Source organism: Microbacterium sp. H6, assembly GCF_003314775.1.
In the GTDB taxonomy this organism is placed as follows: Bacteria; Actinomycetota; Actinomycetes; order Actinomycetales; family Microbacteriaceae; genus Microbacterium; species Microbacterium oxydans.
Map to the genome: position 1 here is coordinate 1 of NZ_QOAY01000255.1, position 20,575 is coordinate 20,575.

Consider the following 20,575-nt stretch of genomic DNA (forward strand, 5'->3'; position numbering starts at 1 on the left):
AGCCGGCAGCGGAGTCCGCTGCCGAATCGGCACCCGCTGAGGCTCCGCAGAACGCCGACTCCGACTCCGGGGACAGCGGCGAGGAGCAGGGCGGTCGCGGACGCAACCGCAGCCGCAGCCGCAACCGCGGACGCGGTCAGAACGGCGCGGCCCAGGAGCAGCAGCAGACGCAGCCCGCCGCCGACGACGAGCAGTCCGGTGGCAACAACCGCAACCGTCAGCGCAACAAGCGCCGCAACGGTGCACCGGCCGACGAGTTCGAGACCGAGATCACCGAGGACGACGTCCTGATCCCGATCGCCGGCATCCTCGACGTGCTCGACAACTACGCTTTCGTGCGCACCACCGGCTACCTCGCCGGTCCCAGCGATGTCTACGTCTCGCTCGGCCAGGTGAAGAAGTACAACCTCCGCAAGGGCGACGCGGTCGTCGGCTCCATCAAGCAGCCGCGCGAGGGCGAGCAGCAGGGGCGCCAGAAGTACAACGCCCTGGTCAAGGTCGATTCGATCAACGGCCTGTCGGTCGACGACGCGGCCACCCGCGTGGAGTTCGGCAAGCTCACCCCGCTCTACCCGCAGGAGCGTCTGCGTCTGGAGACGGCTCCGGAGAAGCTGACGCAGCGCATCATCGACCTCGTGGCGCCGATCGGCAAGGGTCAGCGTGGCCTCATCGTCGCGCCGCCGAAGGCCGGCAAGACGATCGTCCTCCAGCAGATCGCCAACGCGATCGCGCAGAACAATCCCGAGGTCCACCTCATGGTCGTGCTCGTCGACGAGCGCCCCGAAGAGGTCACCGACATGGAGCGCACCGTGAAGGGCGAGGTCATCGCCTCGACCTTCGACCGCCCCGCCGAAGACCACACCACCGTCGCCGAGCTCGCGATCGAGCGGGCCAAGCGTCTCGTCGAGCTGGGCCGCGACGTGGTCGTGCTCCTCGACTCGATCACCCGCCTCGGACGCGCGTACAACCTGGCCGCCCCGGCGTCCGGCCGCGTCCTCACCGGCGGCGTCGACGCGTCCGCGCTCTACCCGCCGAAGCGCTTCTTCGGTGCAGCCCGCAACATCGAGAACGGCGGATCCCTGACGATCCTCGCCACCGCGCTCGTCGAGACCGGCTCCAAGATGGACGAGGTCATCTTCGAGGAGTTCAAGGGCACCGGCAACAGCGAACTGCGTCTGTCGCGTCAGCTCGCCGACAAGCGGATCTTCCCGGCCGTGGACGTGAACGCGTCCAGCACCCGCCGCGAGGAGATGCTGCTCTCGGCCGACGAGGTCAAGATCACGTGGAAGCTCCGTCGCGCCCTCGCCGGACTCGACCCGCAGCAGGCGCTCGAGGTCGTGCTCGGCAAGCTCAAGGAGACCAACTCGAACGTCGAGTTCCTCGTGCAGATGCAGAAGTCGATCCCGACGCTGCCCTCGGGCGCTCACGGACACGACAACAACATCCGCTGAGCGGCCGACCCGTGTTCGAGTCCGTCCAGACTCTGATCGACGAGCATCGCCGGGTGCAGGAGGAGCTCTCCGACCCGGCGGTGCACGCCGACGCGGCACGCGCGAAGCGCGTCAACCGTCGATACGCGGAACTCTCGCGCATCGTCTCCGCCTACGAGGCCTGGGTCGCGGCGACCGACGACCTGGCGACGGCGCGGGAGTTCGCCAGGGAGGACGAGTCCATCGCGGCGGAGATCCCTGCGATGGAAGAAGAGCTGCAGGGCGCTCAGGAGCGTCTGCGGCGTCTGCTGATCCCGCGTGACCCCGACGATGCCCGCGACGTGATCATGGAGATCAAGGCAGGGGAGGGCGGCGCGGAGTCCGCGCTGTTCGCCGCCGACCTCCTGCGCATGTACATCCAGTACGCCGCATCCAAGGGCTGGAAGATCGAGCTGCTCGAGCGCAACGAGTCAGACCTCGGTGGGTACAAGGACGTGCAGGTCGCGATCAAGGGTTCCTCCTCCGATCCGGCGCAGGGCGTCTGGGCGCACCTGAAGTACGAGGGAGGGGTGCACCGTGTGCAGCGGGTGCCGGCGACGGAGTCGCAGGGCCGCATCCACACCTCGACGACCGGTGTGCTGGTCTTCCCCGAGGTCGATGAGCCGGAGGAGATCCACATCGACCAGAACGACCTCAAGATCGATGTGTTCCGCTCCTCGGGGCCCGGCGGTCAGTCCGTCAACACCACGGACTCCGCGGTGCGGATCACACACGTGCCCACCGGCATCGTCGTGTCGATGCAGAACGAGAAGTCGCAGCTGCAGAACCGCGAGGCCGCGATGCGCGTGCTGCGCGCCCGAATGCTGGCCAAGCAGCAGGAGGAGCTCGACGCAGCCGCCTCCGACGCGCGCAAGTCGCAGATCCGGGGCATGGACCGTTCGGAGCGCATCCGCACCTACAACTTCCCGGAGAACCGGATCGCGGATCACCGGACCGGATTCAAGGCGTACAACCTCGATCAGGTCATGGACGGCGCGCTCGACCCGATCATCGAGAGCGCGATCGCCGCCGACGAGGAAGCACGCCTCGCAGCCGTCGGCTCCGATTCCTGAGCCGTCCATCCGCTGACGTCAGACGCGTGCGGCGTAGCGGTGTTCGGGGCGGCCCGTCGATCCGTAGTTGAGGCGCACGTCGACGACGGCTCTCGCCGCGAGAGCTGCGAGATGCCGTTGCGCGGTCGCGCGCGAGATTCCGACGCGTTCCCCGATCTCCGCTGCCGAACGCTCTCCGTCGCCGAGTGCGGCGAGCACGAGCTGCTCCGTCGCCGACCGCGAGACGGACACCGGTTCGCCCGCACCGTGCAGGATGGCGAGGGCGCGGTCGACGTCTTCCTGGCGGAGGGTGCGATCACCGTCGAGGAGGTTGCGGTATCGCACGTAGCGATCCAGGAGTCCTGACAGAGCCCGTCGCTCGAAGGGCTTCACGAGATAGCCGACAGCTCCCGACCGCAGTGCTCTGCGTACCGTCGGAGCGTCGTCGGCGGCGGAGATCAGGATCGCGTCGATGCCGGACTCGCGGACGAGCGCGATGCCGTCCCCGTCGGGAAGGAACACGTCGGCGATGAGCAGGTCCGGTCGGGAAGCACGCATGCTGTCGCGGGCTTCGGCGAGCGATCGCACGGTCTCGGCGACGCCGACTCCTGCGTGCTCCTCGACGATGCCCTGATGAAGCTGGGCGACGCGGAAGTCGTCGTCCAGGATGAGTACGCGCAGGGGGACGGTCATGTGTTCTCCTCAGGATCGGGGGAGCTGCGGTCGACTGCTCCGTTGATGCGCGCGGCGAAGACAGCGCCGCCTTCGACACCGCGGCTGTCGATACCGCGGCTGTCGACACCGCCGGGGTCGATGACCCAGAGGTCGCCCCCGTTCCGACGGGCGATCTCCGTCGACAGCGGAAGTCCGATCCCATGCCCGTGCACGGTGTCGGTGGTCTTCTGGTCCCGCGTCCGCGGGGCGAAAGGATCGACGTCTCCGAGTCCGGGGCCGGAGTCGGAGACGGTGAACACCAGTGCATCGTCGTCGTCCAGGACCGCCACCTCGACCCAGCGCGGAGTCCGCTCTCCCGAGACCGCGGCGGTCACGGCGTTGTCCACGAGGTTGCCGAGGACTGCGGCGACGTCTTCGGGAGCGATCACCGTGCCGATCAGGTGGGTGTCGTCCGCGATGCGCAGGGCGACGCCGCGTTCTCCGGCTTCGACGGCTTTGGCGCCCAGGAACGAGTGCAGAAAGGGGTCCCGCAGGAGGTCCAGCCCCACGACCGGGAACGCCACAGGACCCCGCTCCACGAGCTCGCCGAGGAACGCCCTGGCATCTGTGACCCGGCCGGCATCGATGAGTCCGGCGGCCACGTGCATGCGGTTGGCGAACTCGTGTCTCTGCACGCGCAACGCGGCGGTCATCGTCCTGACCGTCTCCAGGCGCTCGGCCAAGGCGACCAGGTCCGTGCGGTCGCGCACGATGAGCACGGTGCCGAGTTGCTGCCCCTCGCGCACCACGCTCCGCGAGTCGAGATACAGCATCCGGTCTCCGACGAGGGCGCTCGTGCGGGCGCCGGTACTCGTGAGGGTGTCCAGGATGGCCGGGAGGAGACCGAGGTCGTCGACGGGACGTCCGACCGGGTCGTCGAGGTCGAGCAGCCGATCGGCGGCGGCGTTGCTGACCCGGACGATGCCGCGTGTGTCTATGGCGATGACGCCGTCGTCGACCCCGTCCAGCACGGCCGTCTGGTTCTGCACGAGCGCGACCAGCTCTTCCGGCTGCACGCCGAGGGTGAGACGCTCCCATCGTCTGCGGAGCAGGAGGGATGCGAGCACAGCCAGAGCGAGGGCGCCCGCAGCCGTACCCCCGATCACGGCGAGCAGGGGCGGCAGGTCGTCGAAGACACCCGCACGCTCGAACCCCACACTGACCTCGCCCACCGGGGTGCCGGTCTCGTCCCGGACGGGAACCTTCGCGCGTGCGGACTCGCCGAGTGTCCCGGTCTGCCAGTCGACGATCTCGGCGCCCGCGAGCACCTCTTCGTATGGCGTGCTGACCTCTTCGCCGATCCGTGCGGGGGTGGGATGCGCGAGACGGATGCCGTTGTCATCGGTGAGCACCACGAACAGTGCGCCAGTGCGCGCGGTGACATCGGATGCGATGCGCTGCAGGTCGCCTTCGCGCAATTCTGCCGCGTCGGGTGTGCCCTCCTGGAGGGAGATGCGAGCGACCTCTGCGCGCACCTGCGGATCCTCTGCGAGGGTGCGGGCGATTCCCAGCGCCGTCGACTCCGCCTCGGCACGCAGCTGCTGCACGGCGAGGAGGAGATACACCCCGGTGCACAGGGCGACGACGAGGGTCACCGTCGCAAGCTGCAGGAGCAGGGCGCGCGTGGCGAACCGCGGTCTGGTCGACGTCATCCTCGGCACCGTGATTCTCTCCATGCTGCGCTCGCGCAATATGCGCAGAACCCACGCTACGCGCACAACGACAGGGAATGCGACATACCGCTCCCTCGGCGCGCGGATTGCCTATTCTCGTCGGGATCCGTCGACGCAGACGGAGACACGACGAAGGAGTCAACGCATGCCAGACGCACTCACCGGTCTGTTCGCGGCCGCCGAAGAGGCGCCGACCTACGATGTGGCGTTCGTGCCGCCGGAGTGGGTGCTCGTGCTGCTGGGGTTCACGATGGTCCTCGCGTTCATGACGCTCATCATGACCAAGCGTCTCACTCCCATGGTGGCGCTGATCCTGGTTCCGACCGCGTTCGGGCTCTTCGCCGGCGCAGGTCTCGGCCTCGGCGACATGATCCTCGATTCGATCGGCAAGATGGCGCCGACCGCGGCGCTGCTGATGTTCGCGATCATGTTCTTCGGCATCATGATCGACGTGGGGCTGTTCGATCCACTCATCCGCCTCATCACGCGGCTGCTCGGAGACGACCCGGCGAAGGTGGTGCTCGGAACCGCGATCCTCGCCGGCGCGGTCTCCCTGGACGGCGACGGTTCAACGACCTTCATCATCACGACGTCGGCGATGCTCCCCATCTACCTCCGGCTCGGGATGAGCCCCGTGGTGCTGACGTGCGTCGCCGGCCTCATGAACGGCACGCTGAACATCGTTCCCTGGGGCGGGCCGACCGTGCGCGCCGCGACAGCGCTCGGAGTGCAGCCGACAGACATCTTCGTGCCGATGCTGCCCGCGCTCGGCGCCGGTATCGTCGTGACTCTCGGGTTCGCGTGGATCCTCGGACTGCAGGAGCGTCGCCGCCTCGGGCGCCTGGACTCGGAGGGCCTGCTCGTCGGCGCCGACGGCGGATCGCTGTCGACCGTGCCGAAGATCTTCCGCGGTGCGGAGCCGAAGCCCGGAGCGCGCGCGTCGCTGCGTACCGGCAACCTCGTGGTCGTCGCCGGCGGCCATGCTCCGGTCTCCGCTGCGAGCGTCGACCCCGCGGACACGGCCATGGCGGACACGATGCTGGACCCCGCCCGCCCCACGCTCCGACCGAAGCTCATCTGGTTCAACCTCGCCCTCACACTCGCGGTGATGGTGCTGCTGGTGCTCGACATCCTGCCGCTGCCGTACGTGTTCATGGTGGGGGCCGGGCTCGCCCTCGTCATCAACTTCCGGGGCATCAAGGAGCAGGCCTCCGAGATCGTCGCGCACGCACCGAGCATCGTGGGCGTCGTCTCAATGGTGATCGCGGCCGGTGTCCTGGTGGGCGTGCTCACCGGCACCGGAATGGTCGACGCGATGGCCGCGTGGATCACGAACGTGCTTCCTCCTGCTCTCGGCCCGTTCCTCGCACCGATCACCGGACTCCTGTCGATCCCGTTCACGTTCTTCATGTCGAACGACGCGTTCTACTTCGGCATCCTCCCGGTGCTCGCCCAGAGCGCTGCCAACTTCGGCATCGATCCCGTGGAGATGGCGAGGGCGTCGATCACCGGTCAGCCCGTGCACCTGCAGAGTCCGCTCGTGCCTGCGATCCTGCTGCTCGTGTCCCTCGCGAGCGTGAACCTGGGCGATCACCACCGCAAGGTCCTGTGGCGCGCGACCATCGTCTCGCTCGTGATGCTCGGCGTCGGCATCCTGAGCGGAGCGGTCCCGTTCTTCGTGGCCCAGTGACCGGACGGCGGGGAGTGCGGACAGCGCACTCCCCGCTCTCCTGGAGCCGGGGCGCTATGCTCAGCCCGTGATCACATTCCTCTTCCGCGGCCTGCTCTACCTGGTGTCCGCCGGCCTCGGCCTGATCGCCGCCGACCTGCTGCTCGACGGCTTCGAGATCGAGTGGGACAAGTGGTGGGGATTCGTCATCTGCATCCTGATCTTCGCGATCCTGCAGAGCGTGCTCTCGCCGTGGGTCATGAAGATCGCCAATCGCTACGCACCCGTGCTCATGGGCGGCATCGGCATCGTGTCGACGCTGATCTCGCTGATCATCGTCGTGCTGCTCCCGATCGGTGGTCTGCGCATCACCGACCTCACCGGATGGCTGCTGGGTTCGGTCATCGTGTGGTTGATCACGGCCCTCGGAAGTGTGCTGCTCCCGCTGATCTTCCTCCGCAAGAAGGTCGAGTCGGTCAAGGGAGAACGCCGCTAGCGCACGCGAGTCAGATCGCGTAGTGGTCCGGGGCGGTGAGGAGCGCTCTGGTGTCCTCACCGGCCGTGCGGTGACGCGGTTTCGCCGGAATGCCGACGAGGATGCTGTCCGCCGGGGCGTCTCGGGTCACGACCGCGTTCGCGCCGACCACTGACCCCGCGCCGATCGTGACGGGTCCGAGGATCTTGGCCCCCGCTCCGACGGCGACGCCGTTCTCGAGGGTGGGATGCCGCTTGCCCGAGGTGCGTGTGCGTCCTCCGAGCGTGACACCGTGATAGAGCATCACGTCATCGCCCACGACGGCGGTCTCGCCGATCACGACACCCATCCCGTGGTCGATGAAGAACCGGCGACCGATGCGTGCACCGGGATGGATCTCGATCCCGGTGAGCCAGCGTGAGACCTGTGACCCGGCTCGCGCGAGCAGACGCAGCCGGCGCCGCCAGAGCGCGTGGGATACGCGGTGCGCCCAGATCGCGTGCAGCCCGGGGTACAGCAGTGCGACCTCGACGGCGCTGCGCGCGGCCGGGTCCCGGAGGCGAGCTGCGGCGATGTCCTCGCGCATCCGCCCGATCATTCCCATCGACGGCCTCAGTCTTCGCGCAGATCCTCGAACAGTGCGGTGGACAGGTAACGCTCACCGGTGTCCGGGATCACGACCACGATCGTCTTGCCGGCGTTCTCGGGGCGGGCGGCCACCTTCAGCGCGGCGGCGACGGCTGCGCCGGAAGACATGCCGACGAGCAGACCTTCCTTCGCGGCGAGCTCGCGGGCGACGCGGATCGACTCGTCGAACTCCGCGGTGAGGATCTCGTCCAGCACCTCGCGGTCGAGCACGTCCGGGACGAAGTTCGGGCCGATGCCCTGGATCTTGTGCGGCCCGGGGTGTCCCTCGGTCAGCACGGGGGAGTCCTTGGGCTCGACGGCGATCACCTGGACGCCCGGCTTCGCGGCTTTCAGAGCCTGTCCGGTTCCGGTGACGGTCCCTCCGGTGCCGACGCCTGCCACCAGGATGTCGACGGCGCCGTCCGTGTCGCGGAGGATCTCCTGCGCCGTGGTCTCGCGGTGGATCTGCGGGTTGGCGGCGTTCTCGAACTGGCGGATCCAGATCGCGCCAGGGGTCTCCTCGACGATGCGCTTGGTCTCCTCGATCGCGCCGCTCATGCCCTTGGTGGGGTCGGTGAGCACGATCTGTGCCCCGAACGCCTTCAGCAGCACGCGGCGCTCCTTCGACATGGAGGCCGGCATCGTGAGGATGACACGGTACCCGCGCGCCGCGCCGACCATGGCGAGGGCGATACCGGTGTTGCCGCTCGTCGATTCCACGATCGTGCCGCCAGGCTGCAGCTCACCCGACGCCTCGGCGGCATTGATCATGGCGATGCCGATGCGATCCTTCACGCTCGAGGCGGGGTTGTAGTACTCGAGCTTGGCGAGGACGGTCGCACCGAGACCCTCGGTCACCCGGTTCAGCCGGACGAGCGGGGTGTTGCCGAAAGCGGTCGTGATGTCGGAGTGGATGCCGGGCATGGTGAGCCTTCCTGTGCGGGGGTCGCTGCGGGACCAGCCTAGGGGAGGGGGTCTATGGGTGAGGCTTTGTGACGGTCGCCCGCACCCTACGCTGGAAGTCATGTCCGACAACTCTCTTGCTGCGGTCGTCCGCGCGGCGGCCCAGCGTCTGACCGACGTCGGCGTCCCCGATCCTCTGGTCGATGCCGAGCTCCTCGCCGGGCACGTCCTCGGCAGGCGGCGCGGCGAGGTGCAGGCCGCCATCGTCCGCGGCGACCGTGTCGACGATGCCGATGCGGTGGCGCTGGACTCGGTCGTCGCCCGTCGAGCCGCACGCGAGCCCCTCCAGCACATCACCGGGACCGCTCCCTTCCGTCACCTCGAACTCGCCGTCGGCCCCGGCGTCTTCGTGCCGCGTCCGGAGACCGAGACCGTCGCGCAATACGCGATCGACGCGCTGGTGAACTCCGCGGAACCCGCCCCGATCGGCATCGACCTCGGCACCGGAAGCGGGGCCATCGCCCTCGCGATGGCCACGGAGGTCCCGCACGCCCGGATCTTCGCCGCCGAACTGTCCGAAGACGCCCACGCGTGGGCGACTCGCAACGTGGAGGGAGTGGAGAACCTGACGCTGGTCCTCTCCGATCTGCGAGACGCGTTCCCCGAGCTCGACGGCACGGCGTCCGTGGTCATCTCGAACCCGCCGTACGTCCCTGACGCGGCCGTACCTCGCGACCCGGAGGTGCGACTCTTCGACCCGGCCATGGCGCTGTACGGCGGAGAGGACGGTCTCGACATCGTTCGCGTGCTCAGCGGACGCGCGCTCGGTCTGCTGCGCCCCGGCGGGCTTCTCGTCATCGAGCACGGCGAGCTGCAGGGCGAATCGATCAGGGAGATCCTCACCGTCGACGGCTGGCGTGCGGCGGCGACGCATCGCGACCTGACGCTGCGGGATCGCGCCACGACCGCGCTCCGCCCCTGATCAGCAACCTCCGAGCGTGCTCATCGGCCGCGCCGCATAGAATCGAACCGTCATGTCAACCATCTTCGACTGCAGCGACGAGTCGCAGCTTCTCGCCGGCATGCGCAATGCGCGCCAGGCGATCGGCCGAGGCGACCTCATCGTCATCCCCACAGACACGGTGTACGGTGTCGCCGCCGATGCCTTCTCCCCGGCCGCGGTGCAGAGGCTCCTCGACGCGAAGGGGCGCGGCCGCGACCAGCCGCCGCCCGTTCTCATCGGCACCAAGGAGACCCTCGCCGCCCTCGCGGAGTCGGTTCCCGAGCCCGTGGAGCGTCTGGTCGAGGCGTTCTGGCCCGGGGGACTCACGATCGTGCTGCCGGCCCAGCCGTCGCTGGTGTGGGACCTGGGGGAGACCCTCGGCACGGTCGCGGTGCGCATGCCGGAGGGCCGCGTCGCCCTCGAACTGCTCGCGGAGACGGGACCACTGGCGGTCTCCAGCGCGAACCTCACAGGGGAGTCGGCTGCCATCTCCGCGTACGACGCTGAGAAGATGCTCGGCGACAGCGTCGCGGTGTACCTCGCGGACGGACTGAGCAAGGACGGCATCGCGTCCACCATCGTCGATGCGACGTCGCTGGTGCGTCGAGGCGCCGACTCCGACCAGGGCGTGGTGCGGATCCTCCGTGACGGCGCGGTCACGCGCGAGCAGCTGCATGAGGTGCTCGGCGATCTGCTCGAGCCCGAGGACGACGGGCAGGAGCACGCCGAGCACGCGCACACCGGGCACGACCACCCGCGGGAGCAGGACGGGGATTCGTGAAGCAGTATCTCTTCACGATCATCCTCACCGCCCTGATCACGTTCGCGCTGACCTGGGCGGTGTTGAAGGTGAGCCTCCGGTTCAAGCTCTACCCCGCCATCCGCGACCGTGACGTGCACACCACGCCCAAGCCCCGGCTGGGCGGCGTCGCGATCTTCCTCGCCATCGCCGCGGCCTTCGGCTTCTCTGCGATGAACCCCTTCTTCCAGAGCATCTGGATCCCCCCGCAGACGATGTGGTCGATCCTCGGCGCCTCGCTTCTGATCGCGATCATCGGCGTGGTCGACGACCTCTGGGACATCGACTGGATGATCAAGCTGGGCGCGCAGTTCCTCGCCGCCGGCGTCATCACGGTCGGCGGCGGACTGCAGATCCTCTCGCTGCCGTTCGGCGACCTCATCGTCGTGTCCAGCTGGCTGAGCATCACCATCACGATGTTCGCGATCGTCATCGTGATGAACGCGGTGAACTTCATCGACGGCCTCGACGGCCTCGTAGCCGGTGTGTGCCTGATCTCCAACGGCGTCTTCTTCGCCTACTCATACATCTTCACGCGCGACTCCGGGGCCTCCAGCTACTTCAACCTCTCCACGTTCCTTGCGGCGGTCCTCATCGGTGCGTGCCTCGGGTTCCTGCCCTTGAACTGGAGCCCGGCCAAGATCTTCATGGGCGACTCGGGAGCACTGGTGATCGGCCTCCTCATGGCCACGTCCGCGATCGCGATCACCGGCCAGATGGACCCGTCGGCCCTCGACCCCGAGCGTCTCGGCCGGTCGCAGCTGGTCGGTGCGTTCCTGCCGATCCTGCTCCCGTTGCTCGTGGTGCTGCTGCCGCTGCTGGACTTCGGCCTCGCGGTGCTCCGGCGGATGAGCGCGGGACGCTCGCCCTTCTCGCCCGACCGCAAGCACCTGCATCACCGCATGCTCGATCTCGGCCACCGGGACCGCGACGCCGTGCTGATCTTCTACGCCTGGACGGCTGTCGTCTCCCTGGCGGTCCTGATGATGTACGTGGGCGCACGGGAGGACTGGCCAGGCCAGTACCTGCCCGGCGTCGGCTTCGGCGTCCTGGGCATCGCGGCCTGCCTCGTCGTCACCTTGAGCCCCACCCGCCGCAGTGCTGCGGATGCCGAACCCGATCCGACACCCGTGGAGTCCTGATGAGCCCGAGCCCCGTTTCCAGCACCCCGATCCTGCGTCGGACCCTGATCTGGTCGGCGATCGCCACCGTCGTGCTCGCGATCGTCGCAGGCGGCGTCGGTTTCCTCGTCGCCCAGGGCGAGGGTCTCATCAGCGGTCTGCTCGGCGTCGTGCTGGCGGCCGTGTTCCTCGGCATCACCGGCCTCAGCATCCTCATCGCGAATCGCTGGTTCGGAGACCCGCTCTACGTGCAGCTGTTCTTCGCGATCGTGCTCGGCGGCTGGCTGCTCAAGCTGGGCGTCTTCGTCGTGGTGATGATCCTGCTCGCCGGTCAGCCCTGGCTGCAGCCGATGGTGTTCTTCCTCTCGATCGTGGCCGGTGTGCTGATGTCGCTCGTCATCGACGTCGTTGTGCTCACGCAGATGCGTCTGCCGCACGTCAGCGACACCACGCTGCCGACCGAGGTTCCCGAAGATCGCGCCCCCGGCAACGCCAATCACATCGACGGCGGCCCCGTCGAGGGCGGCCAGCGGTCTTAGGGGACCCTCAGATTCTGATAGTGTTGAGACGTGCCCGCCGCTCGCCCGCGAGCGCTTGCGCTGTGAAGCACACCGACCATCGTCGCCCCGGTTCTGACCGGTGCCCCGAAGCTGGAGCCCGCGCTGTTTAATATCGCTGCGACCCTGACCCCCCGACTTGCCACCGACGGCGAGTTCCACGGCCCTTCGATCGATGAATTCTTTCCGGAGATCCTCTTCAACGTAGGCCCCATCCCGGTGAACCGGATCCACCTGATCCAGTTGCTCTCCGTGATTGCCGTGGTCCTCATCCTCTGGCTCGGTACCCGCCGCATGAAGGTCGTCCCCGGCCGGTTCCAGAGCCTGGTGGAGATGGGCATGGGCTTCGTGCGCGGCGGCATCGCCCACGACCTGCTCGGCCGCAAGGACGGCGATCGGTTCCTCCCGATCCTGATGACGATCTTCTTCATGACGCTGTTCATGAACATCACCGGCATCATCCCGTTCCTGAACATGCCGGGAACGGCCATCATCGCGGTGCCGCTCACGCTCGCCGTGGTCAGCTATGTCACGTTCATCTACGCCGGCATCAAGAAGAGCCCGAAGAACTTCTTCAAGAACTCGCTCTTCCCCGCCGGTGTCCCGTGGCCGGTGTACTTCATCGTCACCCCGATCGAGCTCATCTCGACCTTCATCATCCGCCCGGTGACGCTCACCCTGCGACTGCTGATGAACCTCGTGGTCGGCCACATGATCCTGGTCCTCTGCTTCGCAGCGACCCAGTTCTTCTTCTTCACCGCAGGCGGCGGCTGGGCCGCGCTCGGTGTCGGAACCCTCGCCTTCGGCGGCGCCTTCACTCTCTTCGAGATTCTGGTCGCCGTCCTCCAGGCGTACGTCTTCACCGTCCTCACCGCGGTCTACATCCAGCTCGCGGTCGCAGAAGAGCACTAAGCCCACTAGACACTGAGCGGGCAGGCATCAGCCTTCCCACCCAACGAAAGGAAAAACCCCGTGGACGCAACTACGGTTCTCGCTGAAATCAACGGCAACCTCGCGGTGATCGGCTACGGCCTCGCTGCCATCGGCCCGGCCATCGGCGTGGGTATCGTCGTCGGCAAGACCATCGAGGGCGTCGCTCGTCAGCCCGAGCTGGCCGGCCGTCTCCAGGTCCTCATGTGGATCGGTATCGCCTTCACCGAGGCGCTTGCATTCGTCGGCATCGCCGTCGGATTCATCCCCTTCCCGTAATCCGAACCGACTTCTGAAGGAGACAGGATGCTGAACGCTCTTGTCACGAACCTCGCGGCTGAGGGTGAGGCGGCGAACAACCCGCTGATCCCCGCGTGGTACGACATCATCTGGTCGGGTCTGTGGTTCCTCATCATCTTGATCGTCGTGTGGAAGGTCGCCCTTCCCAAGCTGACGAAGATGCTCGATGAGCGGTCCGCCGCGATCGAGGGCAACATCGCCAAGGCCGACGAGGCGCAGAAGCAGGCGGAGGCGGCACTCGAGGAGTACACGCGTCAGCTCGCTGAGGCGCGCACCGAGGCCGGCGAGATCCGCGAGGCCGCCCGTGAGGACGGCAAGAAGATCGTCGCCGAGGCGAAGGACGCCGCGACCACCGAGGCCGCACGCATCACCGCCACCGCGCACACGCAGATCGAGGCGGAGCGTCAGACCGCTCTCGTCTCGCTCCGCAGCGAGGTCGGTTCGCTCGCCCTCGACCTCGCCGGTGGCGTGGTCGGCGAGACGCTCTCCGACGACGCACGCGCGACCGCTGTCGTCGATCGCTTCCTCGCCGAGCTCGAGGCATCCGAGAAGGCGGCTCAGTAATGGGCAGCGCGACCACTCAGGCACTCGCGGCATCCATCAAGACGCTTGCCGCAGCGAAGGACATCACTCTCGACACGGCGCGGGAGCTGTTCGCCGCCGCCCGGGCCGTGAGCGACTCGTCCCAGCTGAGCGGCGCGCTTGCTGATCCTTCCGCTCCCGCCGCGGCACGACAGAATGTCGTCGCCGCGGTGTTCGGCGGGTTCTCCGCAGGCGCCAAGGACGTTCTGTCGACCGTGGTCGCAGAACGCTGGTCCAACGCGGATGAGCTCGTCGACGGTATCGAGGAGCTCGCGATCCGCGCCGCAGCGGTCGCCGAGCCGGACACGGACATCGAGGGCGAGCTCTTCGGGTTCTCCCGGGTGATCGCAGCCAACCCTGAGCTGGAACTCGCTCTGGGAAGCCGCGTCGGGGGAGAAGACGCCAAGAGCACGCTCGTCGAGCGTCTCCTGGCCGAAGGCTCCACCAGCACCGCAGCGACTCTGGTCATCACGTCGCTGGTACGCCAGCCGCGTGAGCGCCGCGTTCGTCGTCTGCTGGACAGGGCGATGAACATCGTCTCGAACCAGCGCGGCCGCGTCGTCGCCACCGTGTACACCGCCACCGCCCTCAGCGATGCGCAGCGTGACCGTCTGAGCGAGTCGCTCTCGCGTCGCTATGACGGTCAGGTATCGCTCAACGTCGTCATCGACCCTGCCGTGGTCGGAGGTCTGCGTGTGCAGATCGCCGATGACGTCATCGACGGCAGCATCTCCGCACGACTCGCCGACCTTCGCCAGAAGCTCGCGGGCTAACACGACTTCGCGCGGGGAACCGCGCACCCAGATACAAAGGGAAGACAATGGCAGAACTATCGATCAGCCCCGACGTCATCCGTGACGCGCTGAAGGACTTCGCCGCCGCATACGAGCCCACCGCGGCCGGTGCGACCGAGGTCGGCACCGTCGTCGACGCTGCGGACGGCATCGCTCACGTCGAGGGACTGCCCGGCGTCATGGCGAACGAGCTCGTCGTCTTCGCCGACGGCACCAAGGGTCTCGCGCAGAGCCTGAACGAGCACGAGATCGGTGTCGTCGTCCTCGGCGAGTTCACCGGCATCGAGGCCGGCCAGGAGGTAACCCGCACGGGTGAGGTCCTCTCGGTCCCCGTCGGTGACGGTTACCTCGGCCGCGTGGTCGACCCGCTCGGCAACCCGATCGACGGACTCGGCGCGATCGAGACCGAGAGCGTCCGCGCTCTCGAGCTCCAGGCGCCCGGCGTCATGCAGCGCAAGTCGGTGCACGAGCCGATGCAGACCGGAATCAAGGCGATCGACGCGATGATCCCGGTCGGCCGTGGTCAGCGTCAGCTGATCATCGGTGACCGCCAGACCGGCAAGACCGCCATCGCGATCGACACGATCATCAACCAGAAGGCCAACTGGGAGTCCGGCGACGTCAACAAGCAGGTCCGTTGCATCTACGTCGCGATCGGCCAGAAGGGCTCGACCATCGCCTCGGTGAAGGGCGCGCTCGAAGAGGCCGGCGCTCTGGAGTACACCACGATCGTGGCCGCTCCCGCGTCCGACCCTGCCGGCTTCAAGTACCTGGCTCCGTACACCGGTTCAGCCATCGGCCAGCACTGGATGTACGGCGGCAAGCACGTCCTCATCATCTTCGACGACCTGTCGAAGCAGGCTGAGGCCTACCGTGCCGTGTCGCTCCTCCTGCGTCGTCCGCCGGGCCGCGAGGCATACCCCGGTGACGTCTTCTACCTGCACTCCCGTCTGCTGGAGCGTTGCGCGAAGCTGTCCGACGAGCTGGGCGCCGGTTCCATGACGGGACTCCCGATCATCGAGACCAAGGCGAACGACGTCTCCGCGTACATCCCGACCAACGTGATCTCGATCACCGACGGCCAGATCTTCCTGCAGTCCGACCTCTTCAACGCCAACCAGCGTCCGGCGGTCGACGTGGGTATCTCGGTGTCGCGAGTCGGTGGCGACGCGCAGGTGAAGTCGATCAAGAAGGTCTCCGGAACGTTGAAGCTGGAGCTCGCGCAGTACCGCTCCCTCGAGGCCTTCGCGATGTTCGCATCCGACCTCGACGCGGCTTCGCGTCGTCAGCTGTCCCGCGGTGCGCGTCTGACCGAGCTGCTCAAGCAGCCGCAGTACTCGCCGTACCCCGTCGAGGAGCAGGTCGTCTCGATCTGGGCCGGAACGAACGGCAAGCTCGACACGGTCGAGGTCGAGGACGTGCTCCGGTTCGAGCGCGAACTGCTCGACTACCTGCGTCGCAACACCAAGGTTCTCGACACGCTGCGTGAGACCAGCGTCCTCGATGACGCCACGGTCGCAGAGCTCGAGAAGCAGACGGACGCCTTCGTCCTGGAGTTCCAGGGTGGCAAGGGCCACGCGATCGGCGCCCCCGGTCACGAGGAGCACGCCGCAGCTGAGGCTGAGGACGTCAACCAGGAGAAGATCGTCAAGGGTCGTCGCGCGTAATCGCGTGAGGTACTGAGATATGGGCGCTCAACTCCGGGTCTACAAGCAGAAGATCTCTTCTGCTCAGACGACCAAGAAGATCACGAAGGCGATGGAACTCATCGCGGCTTCGCGCATCCAGAAGGCGATGGCACGCGTCAAGGCGTCCACCCCCTTCGCGCGAGCCGTGACGAGGGCCGTGTCGGCCGTCGCGACGCACTCGAACGTGGATCACCCGCTGACCCGCGAGTCCGAGAACATCACCCGCTCCGCGGTCGTGATCTTCTCCTCGGACCGCGGTCTCGCCGGAGCCTTCAACTCGCAGATCCTCCGTGAGGGTCTCGAGGTGGCAGAGCTCATGCGCGAGCAGGGCAAGGAGCCGGTGTTCTACCTCATCGGCCGCAAGGCCGTCGGATACTTCCAGTTCCGACGGATCGCTGCGGCCGCGGAGTGGACCGGCGACACGGACACCCCGTCGTTCCACACCGCCGAGGAGATCTCGGCGACACTGCTCGAAGCGTTCTCCCGTGGAGGACAGGACGGCGGCGTCGATGAGATCCACCTCGTGTACAACCGTTTCGTCAGCATGATGACGCAGTCGCCGGAGTCCGTGCGTCTGCTCCCGCTGGAGATCACGGAAGCCGATGAGTCGGAAGCCGGTAACACCGTTTACCCGCTGTACGAGTTCGAGCCGGACGCCGAGACTGTTCTCGACGCGATCCTGCCGGTGTACATCCAGAGCCGCGTCTTCAACGCTCTCCTGCAGTCGTCCGCCGCCAAGCAGGCAGCGACGCAGAAGGCGATGAAGTCGGCCAGCGACAACGCCGACAAGCTCATCACCGACTACACCCGTCTGCGCAACAATGCGCGTCAGGCGGAGATCACGCAGCAGATCGCCGAGATCGTCGGCGGGGCCGACGCTCTCGCGAGCAAATAGACCATCAGGAAAGAGACGAAAATGACCCTCACCGCTCCGGCTGACCAGCCGGCGACCGCGGTCGTCGGGCGCGTCGCACGCGTCAACGGTCCGGTTGTCGACATCGAGTTCCCGCACGACTCGATCCCCGACATCTACAACGCGCTGAAGACCACCATCGCGATGGGCGAAGAGTCCACCGAGATCACTCTCGAGGTCGCTCAGCACCTGGGCGACGACCTCGTCCGCGCCATCGCGCTGAACCCCACCGACGGCATCGTCCGCGGCCAGGAAGTCAGCGACACCGGCGAGGCCATCTCGGTCCCCGTCGGCGACGTCACCAAGGGCAAGGTGTTCAACGTCATCGGCGAGGTGCTGAACCTCGAGCCCGGTGAGACGATCGAGGTCACCGAGCGCTGGCCCATCCACCGCAAGGCGCCGAACTTCGACCAGCTCGAGTCCAAGACTCAGATGTTCGAGACCGGCATCAAGTCGATCGACCTCCTGACCCCGTACGTGCTGGGTGGAAAGATCGGTCTGTTCGGTGGTGCCGGTGTCGGCAAGACCGTCCTGATCCAGGAGATGATCCAGCGCGTCGCGCAGGACCACGGTGGTGTGTCGGTGTTCGCCGGTGTCGGTGAGCGTACCCGTGAGGGCAACGACCTGATCCACGAGATGGAAGAAGCGGGTGTCTTCGACAAGACCGCCCTCGTCTTCGGCCAGATGGACGAGCCGCCGGGGACGCGTCTGCGCGTCGCCCTGTCGGCTCTGACGATGGCGGAGTACTTCCGTGACGTGCAGAAGCAGGACGTGCTGCTCTTCATCGACAACATCTTCCGCTTCACGCAGGCCGGTTCCGAGGTCTCCACGCTGCTGGGCCGCATGCCCTCCGCCGTGGGTTACCAGCCGAACCTCGCCGACGAGATGGGTGTGCTCCAGGAGCGCATCACCTCGACGCGCGGCCACTCGATCACCTCGCTGCAGGCGATCTACGTGCCCGCCGATGACTACACCGACCCGGCTCCGGCGACCACGTTCGCCCACCTCGACGCGACGACCGAGCTCTCTCGTGAGATCGCCTCGAAGGGTCTGTACCCGGCCATCGACCCGCTGACCTCGACGTCGCGCATCATGGACCCCCGCTACTTGGGCGAGGACCACTACCGCGTCGCGACGACCGTCAAGCAGATCCTCCAGAAGAACAAGGAGCTGCAGGAGATCATCGCCATCCTCGGTGTCGACGAGCTCTCCGAGGAAGACAAGATCGTCGTGTCGCGTGCGCGCCGCATCCAGCAGTTCCTCTCGCAGAACACCTACATGGCCAAGAAGTTCACGGGCGTCGAGGGTTCGACCGTCCCGCTGAAGGAGACCATCGAGTCGTTCGACGCGATCACCCGCGGTGACTTCGACCACGTGGCCGAGCAGGCCTTCTTCAACGTCGGTGGCATCTCCGACGTGGAAGAGCAGTGGGCGAAGATCCAGAAGGAGAACGGCTGACCATGGCGCTGCATGTCAGCCTCGTCTCCGCTGATGCGGAGGTCTGGACGGGAGAGGCGAGCCTCGTGGTCGCCAAGACCGTCGAGGGTGAGATCGGCTTCATGTCCGGCCACGAGCCGGTGCTGGCCATCCTCGCCGAGGGCCAGGTTCGCATCACCCAGTCGGATGGCACCAAGGTGCTGGCCAACGCTCAGGACGGGTTCCTCTCCATGGAGGGCGACACCCTGACGATCGTCGCCGGCAACGCGGCTCTCATCGCCTAGCAGCATCTGTTCCACGCGTCCGCCTCGGCACCCTCAAGGGTCCCGAGGCGGACGCGTCTGTATCCACCGAGGTTTCATGAAGATCCTGCTCCCGCCGTCCGAGACCAAGCGTGAGGGTGGCGACGGTTCGCCACTCGATCTCGAGTCGCTCGTGCTGCCGTCTCTGTCGGCGCATCGCACTGCCGTCATCGATGCGCTGATCGAGCTCGCCTCCGATGAGGAGACTGCGCGTCGGGTGCTCAAGTTGAGTGAGCGTCAGAGCGGCGACATCGCGCACAATCGGATGCTGCGCTCAGCGCCCACGATGCCGGCGATCGATCGCTATACGGGGGTGCTGTTCGATGCTCTCGATCCCCGATCCTTGTCATCAGCCTCCCGCAGATGGCTCGGCGAGCATGTCTTGATCCACAGTGCGCCCTTCGGTCCTGTCGGTGCTCTGGATCAGGTGCCCATGTACCGGCTCGCGGCGGGGACGTCGGTTCCCGGGCTTCCTGCCCTTCGACGCCACTGGGCCACCGCGACATCCGCTGCTGTGGCGGAATCCGCACCCACGTTCATCCTCGACCTGCGGAGCGAGGCCTATGCCGCGTTGGGCCCCGTGCCCGATTCGGTCGCTTCTGCGTACGTCCGTGTCGTGACGGAACAGGGGAGAGCCCTCAATCACTTCAACAAGAAGTCCAAGGGCTTGCTCGTGCGTGCGATCGCCGAGGAGCGACCGCGCGTCACGTCCGCTCGGGGCTTCCGTGCGTGGGCGGACAGTCGGGGGCTGGTCTTCCGGGACGGTGAGGGCGACGGTGTCTGGGAGCTGATCGTCGAGGAGTGACCGGCTCACCGTGGGCGATCGCGTTCCGCGGGAGAGATTCCCCCGAACGCGCCCGACGGCGTAAGGGACATGCGCGGAAACCCCGGGAAGCGCTAGTGTGTTCAGCGCATGATGACCCATCATGAACTTCTGGAGGGAACCATGAACGACTACTACGGCTATGACGGCCTGTCAGGCGGCGCGGTCGTCGCGTTGATCCTGGTCTACACGATCCTGCCACTCGCCATCTACGCGCTCTACTCGTGGTTCTACATGAAGATCTTCGAGAAGGCAGGCGTGCAGGGCAAGTGGCGCGCCTGGGTGCCGGTCTACAGCACCATGATCTTCTACAAGCTCGGTGATCTGAGCCCCTGGCTCGTCCTGTACCTCATGGGCGCCGGCATCGTCGGGGCGATCATCCCGTTCCTCGGCTGGTTCCTGATCCTCCCGCTCGTCGGCATCGCCGGTCGCGTCATCGACCTGATCGCCGCATGGCGCGTCGGTCTGAAGTTGCAGAAGGACGCCGTCTGGGTCGTGCTCTACTTCTTCCTGCCGCCGGTGTGGCTCGGTATCAACGCCTTCGACAAGTCGCGGTGGAACCCGGCCATCCAGCCCGCGTCCTGGGCAGCGAATGGCCTGCTCGGAGACCGGACGGTCTGGGACGGCATCCCCGCTCAGGCATCGGCTGCAGCTCCCAACGCTGGTTACGGTTCGCCCCAGGGCTACGCTCAGCCCGGCCCGCAGGGCTACGCCCCGCCGGCGCAGCCCGGTTACGCGCCGCCT

Annotated in this window: 22 protein-coding genes; 18 read left to right on the forward strand and 4 right to left on the reverse strand. The window is 67.1% G+C overall.

Features of this window, described 5'->3' with window-relative positions; genetic code table 11:
* Both rho and prfA read left to right on the forward strand, forming a co-directional pair.
* On the forward strand, positions 1-1,451 hold a 1,451-nt coding region (rho, locus tag DSP71_RS16250; protein WP_181800759.1), incomplete at its 5' end, for a transcription termination factor Rho.
* An 11-nt stretch (positions 1,452-1,462) separates the two neighbouring features.
* Positions 1,463-2,542, forward strand: a complete 1,080-nt coding sequence (gene prfA, locus DSP71_RS16255; protein ID WP_113681605.1) for a peptide chain release factor 1 — start codon at positions 1,463-1,465, stop codon at positions 2,540-2,542.
* 18 nt (positions 2,543-2,560) lie between these two features.
* On the opposite strand, the gene DSP71_RS16260 is transcribed toward prfA, so the two are convergent.
* Complete coding sequence (locus tag DSP71_RS16260) at positions 2,561-3,214, reverse strand: response regulator (protein WP_046748230.1); 654 nt, start codon at positions 3,212-3,214, stop codon at positions 2,561-2,563.
* On the reverse strand, positions 3,211-4,887 hold the full coding sequence (locus DSP71_RS16265; protein WP_257021978.1) for a sensor histidine kinase: 1,677 nt from the start codon (positions 4,885-4,887) through the stop codon (positions 3,211-3,213). Before DSP71_RS16265 ends, DSP71_RS16260 begins: the two co-directional genes overlap by 4 nt.
* Positions 4,888-5,053: 166 nt before the next feature.
* Here DSP71_RS16265 and DSP71_RS16270 point away from each other — a divergent pair, with 166 nt between their 5' ends.
* Both DSP71_RS16270 and DSP71_RS16275 read left to right on the forward strand, forming a co-directional pair.
* Positions 5,054-6,598, forward strand: a complete 1,545-nt coding sequence (locus DSP71_RS16270; RefSeq protein WP_061015178.1) for a CitMHS family transporter — start codon at positions 5,054-5,056, stop codon at positions 6,596-6,598.
* 67 nt (positions 6,599-6,665) lie between these two features.
* Entirely contained in the window at positions 6,666-7,073 is a 408-nt protein-coding gene (locus DSP71_RS16275; protein ID WP_046748232.1) for a phage holin family protein, read from the forward strand.
* 10 nt (positions 7,074-7,083) lie between these two features.
* Here DSP71_RS16275 and epsC read toward each other — a convergent pair whose 3' ends face one another.
* A complete protein-coding gene (epsC, locus tag DSP71_RS16280; protein WP_046748233.1) occupies positions 7,084-7,656 on the reverse strand; it encodes a serine O-acetyltransferase EpsC in 573 nt (190 codons plus the stop codon).
* Between the two features lie 8 nt (positions 7,657-7,664).
* Positions 7,665-8,603: a cysteine synthase A gene (gene cysK / locus DSP71_RS16285; protein ID WP_113681606.1), complete on the reverse strand. Its 939-nt coding sequence runs from the start codon at positions 8,601-8,603 to the stop codon at positions 7,665-7,667.
* A gap of 100 nt (positions 8,604-8,703) precedes the next feature.
* Here cysK and prmC point away from each other — a divergent pair, with 100 nt between their 5' ends.
* The 14 genes from prmC to DSP71_RS16355 form a co-directional block, all read left to right on the forward strand.
* Positions 8,704-9,564, forward strand: coding sequence for a peptide chain release factor N(5)-glutamine methyltransferase (gene prmC, locus DSP71_RS16290; RefSeq protein ID WP_113681607.1), 861 nt, complete (start codon positions 8,704-8,706; stop codon positions 9,562-9,564).
* A gap of 52 nt (positions 9,565-9,616) precedes the next feature.
* Positions 9,617-10,366, forward strand: coding sequence for an L-threonylcarbamoyladenylate synthase (locus DSP71_RS16295; protein WP_113681608.1), 750 nt, complete (start codon positions 9,617-9,619; stop codon positions 10,364-10,366).
* Complete coding sequence (locus DSP71_RS16300; protein ID WP_046748237.1) at positions 10,363-11,526, forward strand: MraY family glycosyltransferase; 1,164 nt, start codon at positions 10,363-10,365, stop codon at positions 11,524-11,526. Before DSP71_RS16295 ends, DSP71_RS16300 begins: the two co-directional genes overlap by 4 nt.
* On the forward strand, positions 11,526-12,044 hold the full coding sequence (locus tag DSP71_RS16305; RefSeq protein WP_113681609.1) for a hypothetical protein: 519 nt from the start codon (positions 11,526-11,528) through the stop codon (positions 12,042-12,044). The genes DSP71_RS16300 and DSP71_RS16305 overlap by 1 nt, the downstream gene beginning before the upstream one ends.
* A 132-nt stretch (positions 12,045-12,176) precedes the next feature.
* Positions 12,177-12,974, forward strand: coding sequence for a F0F1 ATP synthase subunit A (gene atpB / locus DSP71_RS16310; protein WP_371861862.1), 798 nt, complete (start codon positions 12,177-12,179; stop codon positions 12,972-12,974).
* A gap of 60 nt (positions 12,975-13,034) precedes the next feature.
* Complete coding sequence (gene atpE, locus DSP71_RS16315) at positions 13,035-13,271, forward strand: ATP synthase F0 subunit C (RefSeq protein ID WP_028502887.1); 237 nt, start codon at positions 13,035-13,037, stop codon at positions 13,269-13,271.
* Positions 13,272-13,298: 27 nt separating this feature from the next.
* The gene (locus DSP71_RS16320; protein WP_058631293.1) at positions 13,299-13,856 is read left to right on the forward strand and encodes a F0F1 ATP synthase subunit B; all 558 of its coding nucleotides are present in this window, start codon (positions 13,299-13,301) and stop codon (positions 13,854-13,856) included.
* A complete protein-coding gene (locus DSP71_RS16325; protein WP_113681610.1) occupies positions 13,856-14,647 on the forward strand; it encodes a F0F1 ATP synthase subunit delta in 792 nt (263 codons plus the stop codon). Before DSP71_RS16320 ends, DSP71_RS16325 begins: the two co-directional genes overlap by 1 nt.
* 47 nt (positions 14,648-14,694) lie before the next feature.
* Positions 14,695-16,335, forward strand: coding sequence for a F0F1 ATP synthase subunit alpha (atpA, locus tag DSP71_RS16330; protein WP_113681611.1), 1,641 nt, complete (start codon positions 14,695-14,697; stop codon positions 16,333-16,335).
* A 19-nt stretch (positions 16,336-16,354) separates the two neighbouring features.
* Complete coding sequence (locus tag DSP71_RS16335; protein WP_046748243.1) at positions 16,355-17,251, forward strand: F0F1 ATP synthase subunit gamma; 897 nt, start codon at positions 16,355-16,357, stop codon at positions 17,249-17,251.
* A 21-nt stretch (positions 17,252-17,272) separates the two neighbouring features.
* A complete protein-coding gene (gene atpD / locus DSP71_RS16340) occupies positions 17,273-18,727 on the forward strand; it encodes a F0F1 ATP synthase subunit beta (RefSeq protein ID WP_058631290.1) in 1,455 nt (484 codons plus the stop codon).
* 2 nt (positions 18,728-18,729) lie between these two features.
* Complete coding sequence (locus DSP71_RS16345; protein WP_046748245.1) at positions 18,730-18,990, forward strand: F0F1 ATP synthase subunit epsilon; 261 nt, start codon at positions 18,730-18,732, stop codon at positions 18,988-18,990.
* 76 nt (positions 18,991-19,066) lie between these two features.
* Positions 19,067-19,813: a YaaA family protein gene (locus DSP71_RS16350; protein ID WP_113681612.1), complete on the forward strand. Its 747-nt coding sequence runs from the start codon at positions 19,067-19,069 to the stop codon at positions 19,811-19,813.
* Between the two features lie 108 nt (positions 19,814-19,921).
* Positions 19,922-20,575: DUF5684 domain-containing protein (locus tag DSP71_RS16355; RefSeq protein ID WP_258546501.1), on the forward strand; the 654-nt coding region annotated here is incomplete at its 3' end.